Origin of the sequence: Aurantiacibacter xanthus (genome assembly GCF_003584015.1) — a bacterium.
Classification (GTDB): Bacteria; Pseudomonadota; Alphaproteobacteria; order Sphingomonadales; family Sphingomonadaceae; genus Alteraurantiacibacter; species Alteraurantiacibacter xanthus.
This window is the reverse complement of record NZ_QXFM01000047.1, coordinates 1-13,265: the sequence shown is the minus strand read 5'-3', so window position 1 is coordinate 13,265 and position 13,265 is coordinate 1. Positions and strand designations below refer to the sequence as shown.

The window sequence follows — 13,265 nt, the reverse complement described above, 5'->3', positions numbered from 1 at the left end:
GCGAGCTGGCGGGGGAGGACTATGTGGTCGTCTCGGGCCTCGCGCGCGGGATCGACGGAGCCTGCCACGAGGGGGCCTTGCCCGCCACCATCGGCGTGATCGCCAGCGGGATCGACATCGCCTATCCGCCGCAGCACGCCAAGCTTCAGGAGCAGATCGCCCGCGAGGGCCTGCTGCTGGCCGAGCAGCCCCCCGGCACCGAGCCGCGCGGCAGCCACTTCCCCTCGCGCAACCGCATCATTGCCGGGATCGCAGCCGGGACGTTGGTGGTCGAGGCTGCACCCAAGTCTGGCTCGCTGATCACGGCGCGGCTGGCGGGGGAGGCGGGGCGCGAGGTGATGGCGATCCCCGGCTCGCCGCTCGATGCACGCAGCCACGGGTGCAACCAGCTCATCCGCGAGGGCGCGATCCTCGTGCAGAGCGCCGAGGACGTGATCGAACTGCTCGCCGGGTTCGACGGAAAACCCCGCTCCCGCGTGCGCGAGCCAGAGCCGGATTTCGCCGCGGCGCCCGATGACGAGGTGCCCGCCAGCACCCTTGCCGACCTGCTCAGCACGGCCCCCGTCGCCATCGACGAGCTGATCCGCCAGACCGGCTCCAGCCCCGGCGCGGTGCATATGGCCTTGCTCGAACTGGAGATCGCCGGGCACCTTGCGCGCCATGCCGGGGCAAAAGTCTCTCTGGCCGGATGAGCCAAGCCTCGCTAACTGCCTGCTTGACGCGAGGCCGCTAGCCGCATCACCCTCGCGCGTACGTACACGTGTAAGGGACGGACGGTTTTCTCCATGCAGCTTGTTATTGTCGAATCGCCAGCCAAGGCGAAAACCATCGAGAAGTACCTGGGTAAGGATTATAAGGTTCTCGCTTCCTACGGCCACGTTCGCGATCTGCCGCCGAAAGACGGCTCGGTTCGCCCGGACGAAGACTTCGCGATGGACTGGGAGGTCTACAGCGACAAGCGCAACCGCGATCAGGTGAAAGCCATCGCCGATGCGGCCAAGAACGCCGACCGACTGATCCTCGCCACCGACCCTGATCGCGAGGGCGAGGCGATCAGCTGGCACGTGATGGACCTGCTCAAGAAGAAGAAGGTGCTGCCCACGCATGTCCAGCGGGTCACCTTCAACGCGATCACCAAGCCGGCTGTCACCAGCGCGATGGAGAAGCCGCGCGATCTCGATCAGGATCTGATCGACGCCTATCTCGCCCGCCGCGCGCTGGATTACCTGTTCGGCTTCACCCTGTCGCCGGTGCTGTGGCGCAAGCTGCCCGGTGCCAAAAGCGCGGGCCGCGTGCAATCGGTCGCCTTGCGGCTGATCTGCGAGCGCGAGCGCGAAATCGAGGCGTTCAAGCCCGAGGAATACTGGTCGGTCGTCGCCCACATGGAGCACGACGGCAGTCAGTTCGACGCGCGTCTGGTCAAGTTCGACGGCAAGAAGCTGGACAAGATGTCGCTCGGCAACGGCACCAGCGCCGAGGCGGCCAAGGCCGCGGTCGAGGCCGGGCGCTTCACTGTCGAAGAGGTCGAGACGAAGCCGCTCAAGCGCAATCCTGCGCCGCCGTTCACCACCTCCACCTTGCAGCAGGAAGCCGCGCGAAAACTGGGCTTCTCGGCCAGCCACACGATGCGCTGTGCCCAGTCGCTCTACGAGGCGGGCGCGATCACCTATATGCGTACCGACGGCGTGCAGATGGACCACAGCGCTATCGACGCCTGCCGCCACGCCATCGGCGACCGTTACGACAGCGCCTATCTGCCCGAAAAGCCGCGTTTCTATTCGACCAAGGCCAAGAACGCGCAGGAAGCGCACGAGGCAATCCGCCCGACCGACTTCACCCGCGACCGCGCCGCTTCGGGCGACGAGGCCAAGCTTTACGACCTCATCTTCAAGCGCGCCATGGCCAGCCAGATGGCGACCGCGCAGCTTGAACGCACCAGCGTCACCCTGCGCGACGCCACCGGCCAGCACGAGCTGCGCGCCACCGGGCAGGTGGTGAAGTTCCCCGGCTATCTCGCGGTCTATTCCGAGAGCTTCGACGAGAAGAACGACGACGATGACGACGGCCTGCTGCCTGTGCTGCGCCAGGGCGACCTGCCGGCCAAGAAGGGGATCGATGCCACCCAGCACTTCACCCAGCCGCCGCCGCGCTTTTCGGAGGCGAGCCTCGTCAAGCGGCTGGAGGAACTGGGCATCGGCCGTCCCTCGACCTATGCCTCGACCATCCAGACCCTGCGCGATCGTGCCTATGTACGGATGGAGAAAAACCGTTTCTTTGCCGAGGATTCGGGCCGTCTTCTGACAGCCTTTCTCGAACGCTTCTTCCCCACCTATGTCGCCTACGACTTCACCGCCGGGATGGAAGACGAGCTGGACGAGGTCTCGGGTGGCCGGGCCGAATACAAGGCGCTGCTCGAAAGCTTCTGGAAGGACTTCAAGCCCAAGTCCGACGAGGTGATGGAGCAGCAGCCTTCGGAAGTGACCGAGGCGCTCGACGTGTTCCTCGAAGACTATCTGTTCCCCAAGCGCGACGATGGCAACCCGCCGCGCTGGTGCCCGAAGTGCGCCGAGGAGGGCCGCGACGGCGGCGAGCTGCACCTGCGTGGTGGCCGGTTCGGCGCCTTCATCGGCTGTGTGAACTATCCCGAATGCAATTTCCGCCGCAAGTTCGGCCAGCCGGGCGAGGGCGACGGCTCGGAAGACGAAAGCATGGGCACCGATCCCGAGACCGGGCTGCCGGTCGAGCGCAAGACCGGTCGGTTCGGCCCCTATGTCCAGATCGGCGAGGGCAAGGATGCGAAGCGGGCGAGCATTCCCAAGGATCTCGACGACTTCGATCTCGACTGGGCGCTGAAGCTGCTGGCGCTGCCGCGCATCATCGGCAAGCACCCGGATACGGGTCTGGATATCGAAGCGGCGATAGGGCGTTACGGGCCATACCTCAGGCACGATGGCAAGTATGCCAAGCTCTCGGGCACCCGCGATGTGTTCGAGACGGGCATGAACGCGGCGGTGACGCTGCTGGCCGAGGCGGCCAACCGCAAGGGCGGAGGGGGCCGGGCCAAGGCCGAGCCGGTCAAGACCTTCGGTGCGCACCCGGAAAGCGGCGGCGAGATGAAGGTGATGCCGGGGCGCTATGGCCCCTATGTCACCGACGGCACCACCAACGCCACTATTCCCAAGGACATCAAGCCCGAAGACCTGACCGAGGAACAGGCGATCACCCTGATCACCGAGAAGGCCGCCAAGGGCCCGGCGAAGAAGCGCAAGGCTCCTGCGAAGAAGAAAGCACCTGCGAAGAAGAAGGCCGCCGCGAGAAAGGCTCCGGCGAAAAAGGCACCCGCGACAGAGGGCTAGAGAAAGCCCTTAGCCTTGGGGAAGGTTTGGGATGGGGGTTCCACGCCAGATCAGCGTCGAGCCCCCACCCCCACCCCCAGCCCCTCCCCGAGGGGAGGGGAGCAAGGGGGCAGGGTCACATCCGGAAAGGGGCCGGTTTCCTACAGCGGCGCAGGTGTGCCACAAGCGCTGCGTGAAACATGCCCCCTGCCTTGCCTTGTCACGATCCTGATCGCCCGGCGCTTGCCGCGCGTTTTGCTTTGCGGCACTGTCAACTTCGCTCGGCGGGCGTAACTCGGCGGGAACCCTGGCCTTTTTTCGGGGTTTTGGCCGTGACACTGTGTCAGCTTTGTCAGGTTCGGGTGCGAAAAGAACAAGTGGCGACCATCTTGCCTTTCTTCGCAAGTGCACACAAGTGGGGCCGATGGATCAGATGAGTTCAATTGCACGGCCCCCGCAGGCTGACGCGGTCGCCGAGGATGGCCTGCCGCTCCCGCGCCGTCTGTGGGCCATCGTCGCCATCAGCCTCGGCACCAGTCTGCTGGTGATCGACGGAGCCATTCCCACCGTCGCGCTGCCGACGATAGCCCGCGATCTGGGTGTTTCCAGCTCGATAGTGACCAACATTGTCACCGTTTATCAACTTGTGCTGGTGATGCTGCTGCTGCCGTTCTCCTCGCTTGGCGACCGGCTCGGCCATCGCACGCTGTACCAGTATGGGCAGGGGCTGTTCATGGTCGCTTCGGGGCTGTGCTTCTTCGCTGACAACTTCGTGGTGCTGCTGGTGCTGCGCAGTGCGCAGGCCGTGGGTGCGGCAATGGCGCTCAGCGTTTCCTCGGCAATGCTGCGGCACATTTATCCTTCAACCAAACTGGGCACCGGCCTGGGCGTCAATTCGGTGATCGTGGCCAGTTCCGCCGCGTTGGCCCCGACGCTGGGCGGCTATATCGTCGGCCATACCGACTGGCATCTGGTGTTCGTGGTGGCCGTGCCCTTTGCCGTCGTCTCGCTGATCCTCGGACGCGCCTTGCCCGATCCGGAGCCGCTCGACCGCAAGAGCGAGGTGGTTTCGGGCGTGTGGAGCGCGTTGTCGATGCTGCTGCTGGTCGGCGGCCTGCTGCTCGGCACGCATGAGAGTGTGGCCGGGGGTGCGCTGGTCTTTGCCATGGGTGTGGCGTCGACGGCCCTGCTGGTGCGGCGGGAACGCCAGCGCGCGGCTCCGGTGCTGCCCGTCGACCTGCTTGCCAACCCGACGCTCGGCCTGTCCGCGCTGGCGGCGATGGCCTGCTTTGTGGCTTCGGGCTCGCTGCTGCTGTCGCTGCCGTTCCGGCTTGAGACCGGCATGGGCTACGATCCGCAGGTGGTGGGCACGCTCCTGCTGCCGTTTCCGCTTACGATGCTGGTGGTTTCGCCGCTGGCCGGCTGGGTTTCCGACCGGGTCGCGCCGACCAAGCTCGGCGTGACGGGCATGGGTATTGCGATCACCGGCCTGCTGCTGCTGGCCACCATGGGCGACAATCCGGGGATGTTCGGCATCTGCTGGCGGCTGTCGTTCACGGCGCTGGGCTTCGGCCTGTTCTTCAGCCCCAATTCGCGCCTGCTGATCGGCCGCGCCCCGCGTGACCGGGCGGCAGCGGCAGGCGGCCTGCTGAGCACCTCGCGGTTGTTCGGGCAAACGCTGGCCGCGGTGCTGGTGGGTATTCTGCTGGCGGCGGGCTTCGGTCAGAGCCCGGTGCCGCTCTATGCTGCCTGTGCGCTGGCGGTGGTGGCGGCGGTGTGTTCGCTGGCGCGCTATCGCACCGCCGCTATCCGGCGCGCAGCTACTTGACCCAGTCCAGTCCGATTTCCTCGAAGATCTCGCGGCTTTCGGACCATTTCTCGTCCACCTTCACATGGAGGAACAGGTGGACCTTCACGCCGAGGATCTCGGCCAGCTCAGCCCGCGCGGCCTCGCCGATGGCCTTCAACTTGCTGCCGCCCTTGCCGAGGACGATGCCCTTCTGACTGTCGCGCGCGATCACGATCTGCTGGTGGATTTCCACCGAGCCATCGGGCCGGGTCTGATAGCTTTCGGGCCGCACGGCGCTGTCGTAGGGCAGCTCCTCGTGCAGCTGGCGGTAAAGCTGTTCGCGGGTGACTTCGGTCGCCAGCAACCGTTCGCTGGCATCGGACACCTGATCCTCGGGATAGTGCCAGACGCCCTCGGGCATCAGCGCGGCCAGATGCGCCTTCAACTCGGGCACGCCGTCGCCGGTCAGCGCCGAGATGAAGAACACCTCTGCGAAGTCGGCCATCTCGGTCAGCTCCTGAGCCAGCGCCAGCAGCGGTTCCTTCTTCGAGACATCGACCTTGTTGAGCACGAGATACTTGCGCTCAGGACGGCCTTTCAGATTTTCGAGCAGCGGGATCAGCTCGTGTCGCCGCTGCTTGACCGGATCGACAATCAGCAGCACCGCATCGGCCTCGACCGCGCCTTCCCACGCAGCCGATACCATCGCCCGGTCAAGCCGCCGCTTGGGCGCGAAAATGCCGGGGGTGTCGACGAGGATCATCTGCACCTCGTCGTGCAACGCGATGCCGAGCATGCGCGCGCGGGTAGTCTGCGCCTTGGCGCTGGTAATGGCGACCTTCTGGCCGACCAGCTGATTAACGAGCGTCGACTTGCCCGCGTTGGGCGCGCCGATCACGGCCACCAGGCCGCACTTCTGGGGAGCGTTCTGGCTCATCCGTATTTCTCCATGAACAGGCGCGCGGCTTCAGTCTGGGCGTCTTGCTTGCCGCTGGCAGTGGCTTCGACGGAGCCAACCTTGTGGACGCTCACGCGCACTGTGAACTTGCGGGCGTGGTCGGGCCCTTCGATGTTGATGACTTCGTATTCGGGCGGCTTGCGCTGGTTGCCTGCCGCCCATTCCTGCAAGGCGCTCTTGGGATGTTTCGAGCGGCCAGCAGTGCCGTCCATCGCCTCGGCCCAGATCGTGCGGATCAGGTCGCGGGTGGGGGCAAAGCCGACTTCGAGGAAATTCGCCCCCAGCAAGGCTTCCATGATGTCGCCGAGCACGTTGTCGCTGTCGGAAGCGCCATCGTCGCGCGCCTGCTTGCCGAGGCGGATATGCGCGGGCGCTCCGATCGCGCGGGCACGGGTGGCGCACTGGCTGCGCGATACAAGGGCGTTGAGCCGTTGAGCAAGCTTGCCCTCGGCGCTCTGGTCGCGTTCGTAGAGCCATTCGGCCACGGTCAGGCCGAGCACCCGGTCGCCGAGGAATTCGAGCCGTTCGTAGTTGCCCGCCTCACCGGTGCTGCCGTGGGTGAGCGCATCGCGCCACAGGCTCGGGCGATTAACGGTGAAGCCAACCCTGGTCAGCCATTTGCGGGTGTCGGATGCAAGCTCGCTCATATCGACTTGCCGATCCGGCTCCAGCGCGCGGCGGTGAACCATGTCCACGGCTTCAGCCACTCGGCGCTGCCGTCGGTCGAGAAATACATGAAACTGGCGCGCCCGACGAGGTTTTCGACGGGCACCATGCCGACCCATCCGTTTGCCACCGCAGGTTTGCGCGAATCCTGCGAGTTGTCGCGGTTGTCGCCCATCATCAGCAGGTGGCCTTCGGGCACGGTGATCGGCGGGGTGTTGTCGACCTCCACCGTGCCGAGATCGAGCACGTTGTAGCTCACCCCGTTGGGCAGCGTCTCGCGGAACTGCGGGAACGAGCACGCGAAACTGCCATCATCGAGCCGCACGGTGAAGCGGGCACGGCCCGGACCGCAACCGCGCGCAGCGGTGGTCGGCAGCACGAAATTGGCCACCGGCTCCTTCGGCACGGCCGTGCCGTTGATCTGAAGCACCCCGTCGATCATCTGGATGGTGTCGCCGGGCAGGCCGATCACGCGCTTGATATAGTCGCTCTTGTCGATCGGGTGCTTGAAGATCGCCACGTCACCGCGTTCTGGCAGGGTGGAGAACAGCCGTCCGTCGCCGACATCGAGATCGAACGGCAGCGAATAGCGCGAGTAGCCGTAGGGCCATTTGGCGGCGAACAGATAGTCACCCACCAACAGGCGCGGCATCATCGATTCGGACGGAATGTTGAAGCTCGTGAACACCAGCGTGCGGAACAGCAGCACGATCAGCACCAGCTTCACCAGGAACCACGCAAAGCTCCTCGCATCCTCCGGCTTCTTCTCGGGCTTGGCCGCCTTGCCGGTGGGTTCGGGTTCGCGCAGTTCGCGGATATGGTCGGTGTCGCTCATCTTGGCGCGGTCATGTTGCCCGCGCGGGCCTCCGTCAAGCGTGGCCTGACCTCAGGCTGTCTTCGCATGTGCAATATTTTGCGGTTTTCTTTGTCAGGCGATGCGCCTAGCCATGGCGCGGAAGAGATCTGTTGAAGGGATTTGACATCACCATGAGCACCACTCGCAAGGAATGCTGGAACGCGCTGGCCCAATTGCCTCAGCCGACGCTGGCAGAGCTGTTCGCTGCGGACGAGGCGCGCGTCGAGAAGCTGACCCGGCGGATCGAGCTGGACGATGGCGGCATCCGCTTCGACTGGTCGAAAACGCACCTCGACGATGCGCGTCTCGATGGCTTCGAAGCGCTGGCCAAGGCTTCCGACTTCGACGAGATGCGGCGGCGGCTGTTCGCGGGCGAAGTGGTGAACCCGACCGAGGAGCGCGCTGCCGAGCATTCGACCCTGCGCGGCGTGGGCAAGGACGCCAGCGTCGAGGAAGCCGAGGCCCTGCGGGCGCGGATGCTGATGATGGTGCAGGCGATCCATGACGGCGTGCTGGGCGAGGTGCGCCACCTGATCCATGTCGGCATCGGCGGCTCGGCGCTCGGCCCGGCGCTGGCGATTGACGCGCTGGCGCGCGAGGATGCGCTGGTTGATGTGCATGTGGTCGCCAACATCGACGGGCTCGCGCTGGAAGAGGCCTTCGCCAAGTGCGATCCGGCCACCACGCTGGTCGCGGTTGCCTCCAAGACTTTCACCACCATCGAGACCATGACCAACGCCCAGAGCGCGCTGCGCTGGCTGGCCGACAACGGCGTGGACGATCCCACGGGCCGGGTGATTGCGCTCACCGCCGCGCCGGAGAAGGCGGTCGAATGGGGTGTCGATGAAACCCGCATCCTGCCCTTCGCCACCAGCGTGGGCGGCCGCTATTCGATGTGGTCGAGTATCGGCTTCCCGATTGCGCTGGCCATCGGGGTGGAGGGGTTCGAGCAGTTCCTCGCCGGGGCCGCCGCGATGGACCGCCACTTCGAAAGCGCCGAGGGGCGGGAAAACCTGCCGCTGCGCGCGGCCTTTGCCGACCTGCACTATGCCCGCATCCTGAAGGCGCAGACCCGCGCGGTGTTCGCTTATGACGAGCGGCTGCGGATGCTGCCCGACTATCTGCAGCAGCTCGAAATGGAATCGAACGGCAAGAGCGTGACCGTGGGCGGCGAGCCTGCCGGGATCACCGCGCCGATCACCTGGGGCGGGGTGGGCACCGACGCGCAGCACGCGGTGTTCCAGCTGCTGCATCAGGGCACCAATCTGGTGCCGGTCGACTTCATCGCCAGCATCGAGCCGGGCGATGCGCTCGATCCGGCGCATCATCATATCCTGCTGATGAACTGTTTTGCGCAAGGCGCGGCATTGATGGCGGGCAAGAGCAATGCCGATCCGCACCGCAACTATCCCGGAAACCGCCCCTCGGCGACCATGCTGCTCGACGACGTGACGCCGGAGAGTTTCGGCGCGTTGATCGCCTTCCACGAACACCGCGTGTTCGCCGCTGCCGTGCTGATGGACATTAACCCTTTCGACCAGTTCGGGGTCGAACTGGGCAAGGAGATTGCCAAGAAGATCGAGGCCGGCGGCGAGCGCTTCGATCCTTCGACCGAAGCTCTGCTCAAGGCCGCCGGGCTGTCCTGACCGGTGGCCAGGGTGAAACTCCGTATAGGGGATTGCCCTTAGTCATATGACAGTGCGGTGAAACTGCCCGGTGCTAGGTTTTTACACCTGAACCGGGTTTTGAGGAAGCGGACTGCGATCAGTGAAGGGTATTGTTTTCAATCTGTTGCAGGAAGCAGTCGAAGCTGAGTTTAGCGAGGAGGCGTGGGATAGCCTGATCGACGCATCTGGCGTGAGCGGTGCCTATACGTCGCTCGGCAGCTATCCCGATGAGGAGCTGTTCGCGCTGGTAGCGGCGGCAGCGGCGTTGCTGGAAAAGGATCAGGCCGACATTCTGCGCTGGTTCGGGCGCAACGCCATGCCGATGCTGCAATCGCGCTATCCGCAGTTCTTTGCCAGTCACCGCGGGGCGCGCAGCTTCATCCTCAGCGTGAATGACATCATCCATCCCGAAGTGCGCAAACTCTATGCGGGCGCCTCCTGTCCGCATTTTCACTTCGACGAGGACCGGGCGGGTCGGCTGCTGCTCGGCTATCGTTCGCCGCGCCAGCTCTGCCAGTTGGCGCACGGCTTCATCGAGGGTTCGCTCAACCATTTCGGCGAGCGGGCGACGATCGAGCACGTTCTGTGCATGCATAAAGGCGACGGCATCTGCCGGATGTCGATCGATTGGCAATCGTGAGCGCGCTGTACGACAGGTTTACGAGCGCGCCGGACGACCGGATTCAGCGTCTGGAACGTCGGCTGAAGCGTGAGCACAAGGCGCGCCTCGATGCCGAGGCGATTGCCGAAGCGGGGCTGCGCGCGCTCTATTCGAGCCAGCGTCGACTGGCCTTGCTGCAAAAGGTTACGGTGGCGGCCAACTCCCCCGGCGGTCTGCGCCAGTCGTTTCATGCAGCGCTGGAGGAGATTTGTACCGACCTCGATCTGGTTTGCGGCATCGCCTATACCGTCGTGAACGGCGGCGAAACTGCGCGCGCGATTGACCTGTGGTTCTCAGCCGAGCCCAGCCGCTTGTTCGACTTCATCGAACTCTCGCGCGACGCCGAGTTTCGCCTGGGCGAGGGGCTGCCGGGCCGGGTGCTCGCCGACGGACAAGCCCATGTGCTCGACGAAACCCCCGATGACGAGGAACTGCCGAGCGGTTCGCTGGCCTTCACCTCGGGCCTTGGTTCGGGTTTTGCCTTTCCGATCACGCTGGCGGGTGAAACGGTCGCCATTTTCGAGTTCTTCTGCCGCAGATACGTCCTTCTCGACACAGACTTGCGCGACTTGTTGCAGCAGATCGGTATCCAGCTTGGCCGCGTGGTCGAACGTGAACGCAGCCGGCAGGTGCTGGTCCACGAGGCACGCCACGACGCGCTGACCGGATTGCCGAACCGGATTGCTCTGCTCGAACGGATCAGCGCGGCTGCCAATGCCCGGAGCGAGGATGCGCTGGTCAAGATCATGGTGGTTGACCTCGATGAACTGAAGCGGGTCAACGATCTGATGGGCCATTCCGCCGGCGATCAGCTCATCAAGCATGCCGCGCGGCGGCTTGAGGACTGTGTGCTTTCCCGCCAGCGCCTGATGACGGCCAGCGAGGGAAGTTCCTGCGTGTCGCGCGTGGGAGGGGACGAGTTCATCATCCTGCTCGAAGGTCGGGCATGGATCGACCAGGCGAAAGATCTGGCCGCGCAGATGCATCAGGCTCTGGCCCAGCCTGAGGGACTGCCGGCGGGCGTGAGCCGCATCAAGGCGTCGATCGGTATCGCACGGCTTGAAGGGGCCGGCGATCTCGAACAGCTCGTGCGTAACGCAGATGTGGCCATGTATGCGGCCAAGGAGCGTGGCGGGGCCATCACCGTCGAGTTCGACGATTCGATGCGCGACACGTTCCGGTTCCGCCATGAACTCGAACAGGAACTGCGCGAGGCGATCCGGACCAGGCAGTTCGTGCTCAACTTCCAGCCCATCGTCGAAGCCGCCGATCCGAACGTGATCGTCGGGTTCGAGGCGCTGGTGCGGTGGAAACACCCGCAACGCGGGCTGATCCATCCCGCCGAGTTTATCCCGACCGCCGAAAGCTGCGGCCTGATCCTGTATCTCGGCGACTGGGTGCTGGAGGAAGCCTGCTCGGCGATTTCCCGCCTCAATGCCCGCGGCGGGCGTTGGGCCGACCGCTATGTGGCGGTCAATGTGGCGGCGCGGCAGTTCCTCTCGGCCAGTTTCTCGGCGCGGGTGGGCGAACTCATCATGCGCAAGGGAATCGATCCGAAGAACCTGCGGCTCGAAGTGACCGAAGGAGCGGCGATCACCGATGCGCGGCGCACGCGCGAAGTGCTCGAACAGATCCGGCGCTGGGGCGTGAAGACCAGTCTCGACGACTTCGGCACCGGCTATTCCTCGCTCAGCTATTTGCAGCAATTGCCGTTCGATACGCTCAAGATCGACAAGAGCTTTGTTGCCAACGCCGGCGAAACACGCTCGGCGCAGATCGTGCGAACCATCGTCGAACTGGCGCGCTCGCTCGATCTTTCGGTGGTGGCCGAGGGGATCGAGAATGCATCGCAAGGCAAGCGGCTTGCCAGCCTTGGTTGCGACTATCTGCAAGGCTACCATTACGGCCATCCGCTGACCGAGAGCGAGGCCTTTGCCCGATTGTGAGTTTCTTGCGCACCTGCGAAAGAAATTGACTTTTTGCGGCGCAGCAGCCAAAGGGCCGCTATCGAAGCGCATGGCAGCGTGAACAGGCGATAGCTCGCCCCGGCCGCGTTTCGGTTCTGTTTCCCCAAGCTTCCCAATTCACGCGGGCGGTTCCTTACCTCCGCGAGTGCGCGCCCCTATGGCTGCGCGCCTTCGCACTGCATGCGAGTTTTCTTTTATGACTACCACATTCGACCAGCTCGGCCTGTCGCAGCCTGTTCTGCAGGCGCTCGACATGAAGGGCTACACCACGCCGACCCCGATCCAGCAGGAGGCGATCCCGCCCGTGCTCGAAGGCCGCGACCTGCTCGGCATCGCGCAGACCGGCACCGGCAAGACCGCCGCCTTCATGCTCCCGAGCATCGACAACCTGCGCAAGAGCGACAACCGTGTGCCGTTCAAGTCGTGCCGGATGCTGGTGTTGGCGCCCACCCGCGAACTGGCCGGGCAGATCGCCCAGTCGGCCGAGGACTATGGCGCGCTGGCCGGGCTCAAGGTGCACTCGATCGTCGGCGGCACCTCGGTCAACAAGGACCGCAACAAGCTGCACAAGGGCACCGACATTCTGGTCGCCACGCCCGGCCGTCTGCTCGACCTGATCGACCAGAAGGCGTTTAACCTTGCGGGCCTCGAAATCCTCGTCCTCGACGAGGCGGACCAGATGCTTGACCTCGGCTTCATCCACGCCCTGCGCAAGATCCGCGACATTGCCCCGAAGGACCGCCAGACGCTGTTCTTCTCGGCCACCATGCCTGCGCAGATCAAGGAGCTGGTGAGCGGCTATTGCAACAACCCGGTGCAGGTCTCGGTCACTCCCGAAAGCACCACGGCGGAGCGGATCGACCAGTATCTGCTGATGGTCCAGCAGGACGAGAAGCAGGCGCTGCTCGGGCTGATCCTCTCGGGCCGTTACGAGGTGCCGACCAAGATCGAGCGCGTGCTGATCTTCACCCGCACCAAGCACGGCGCTGACCGGGTGGTGAAGAAGCTGGCGCAGGACGGCATTCGAGCCAATGCGATCCACGGCAACAAGAGCCAGCCGCAGCGCCAGCGCGCGCTCGAAGAGTTCCGCAGCGCCAAGGTGCCGGTGCTGGTGGCGACCGACGTTGCCGCGCGCGGGATCGACATCCCCGGCGTGAGCCACGTGATCAACTACGAGCTGCCCAACGTGCCCGAGCAATATGTCCACCGCATCGGCCGCACCGCGCGTGCGGGGCGTGACGGGGTGGCGATTGCCTTCTGCGCCGAGGACGAACGCGCCTACCTCAAGGATATTCGCAAGACGACCGACGCCGAGTTCGAGCGCCTGCCGCTGCCGGACAATTTCCGCGCCGTGGTCGAGGGCGTC

The 13,265-nt window shown here is 64.9% G+C and carries 10 protein-coding genes; 7 read left to right on the top strand and 3 right to left on the bottom strand.

Annotation, left to right across the window (positions count from 1 at the left end; translation table 11 throughout):
- The 3 genes from D2V17_RS04695 to D2V17_RS04685 form a co-directional block, all read left to right on the top strand.
- On the top strand, positions 1-692 hold a 692-nt coding region (locus tag D2V17_RS04695; protein WP_147367230.1), incomplete at its 5' end, for a DNA-processing protein DprA.
- Between the two features lie 93 nt (positions 693-785).
- Complete coding sequence (topA, locus tag D2V17_RS04690; protein ID WP_119591964.1) at positions 786-3,356, top strand: type I DNA topoisomerase; 2,571 nt, start codon at positions 786-788, stop codon at positions 3,354-3,356.
- Between the two features lie 403 nt (positions 3,357-3,759).
- The gene (locus D2V17_RS04685; protein ID WP_245978531.1) at positions 3,760-5,163 is read left to right on the top strand and encodes an MFS transporter; all 1,404 of its coding nucleotides are present in this window, start codon (positions 3,760-3,762) and stop codon (positions 5,161-5,163) included.
- Here D2V17_RS04685 and era read toward each other — a convergent pair.
- From era to lepB, 3 genes are read right to left on the bottom strand one after another with little or no spacing between them, the layout of a single operon-like run.
- On the bottom strand, positions 5,156-6,061 hold the full coding sequence (era, locus tag D2V17_RS04680; RefSeq protein WP_119591963.1) for a GTPase Era: 906 nt from the start codon (positions 6,059-6,061) through the stop codon (positions 5,156-5,158). The genes D2V17_RS04685 and era overlap by 8 nt on opposite strands.
- Entirely contained in the window at positions 6,058-6,729 is a 672-nt protein-coding gene (gene rnc, locus D2V17_RS04675; protein WP_119591962.1) for a ribonuclease III, read from the bottom strand. Before rnc ends, era begins: the two co-directional genes overlap by 4 nt.
- A complete protein-coding gene (gene lepB, locus D2V17_RS04670) occupies positions 6,726-7,583 on the bottom strand; it encodes a signal peptidase I (protein ID WP_119591961.1) in 858 nt (285 codons plus the stop codon). The genes rnc and lepB overlap by 4 nt, the downstream gene beginning before the upstream one ends.
- Positions 7,584-7,735: 152 nt before the next feature.
- Between lepB and pgi the strand changes: the two genes are divergently transcribed.
- The 4 genes from pgi to D2V17_RS04650 form a co-directional block, all read left to right on the top strand.
- Positions 7,736-9,250, top strand: a complete 1,515-nt coding sequence (gene pgi / locus D2V17_RS04665; protein WP_119591965.1) for a glucose-6-phosphate isomerase — start codon at positions 7,736-7,738, stop codon at positions 9,248-9,250.
- Positions 9,251-9,371: 121 nt separating this feature from the next.
- Positions 9,372-9,911: a heme NO-binding domain-containing protein gene (locus tag D2V17_RS04660; RefSeq protein ID WP_119591960.1), complete on the top strand. Its 540-nt coding sequence runs from the start codon at positions 9,372-9,374 to the stop codon at positions 9,909-9,911.
- Positions 9,908-11,878, top strand: a complete 1,971-nt coding sequence (locus D2V17_RS04655; protein ID WP_245978533.1) for a putative bifunctional diguanylate cyclase/phosphodiesterase — start codon at positions 9,908-9,910, stop codon at positions 11,876-11,878. Before D2V17_RS04660 ends, D2V17_RS04655 begins: the two co-directional genes overlap by 4 nt.
- 217 nt (positions 11,879-12,095) lie before the next feature.
- A partial coding sequence (locus tag D2V17_RS04650; RefSeq protein WP_147367228.1) for a DEAD/DEAH box helicase occupies positions 12,096-13,265 on the top strand: 1,170 nt, incomplete at its 3' end.

Excerpts from the sequence above, each read along its gene's own strand:
- era (WP_119591963.1), bottom strand. The coding sequence starts at position 6,061 with ATGAGCCAGAACGCTCCCCAGAAGTGCGGCCTGGTGGCCGTGATCGGC.
- D2V17_RS04685 (WP_245978531.1), top strand. The coding sequence starts at position 3,760 with ATGGATCAGATGAGTTCAATTGCACGGCCCCCGCAGGCTGACGCGGTC.
- rnc (WP_119591962.1), bottom strand. The coding sequence starts at position 6,729 with ATGAGCGAGCTTGCATCCGACACCCGCAAATGGCTGACCAGGGTTGGC.
- pgi (WP_119591965.1), top strand. The coding sequence starts at position 7,736 with ATGAGCACCACTCGCAAGGAATGCTGGAACGCGCTGGCCCAATTGCCT.
- lepB (WP_119591961.1), bottom strand. The coding sequence starts at position 7,583 with ATGAGCGACACCGACCATATCCGCGAACTGCGCGAACCCGAACCCACC.
- topA (WP_119591964.1), top strand. The coding sequence starts at position 786 with ATGCAGCTTGTTATTGTCGAATCGCCAGCCAAGGCGAAAACCATCGAG.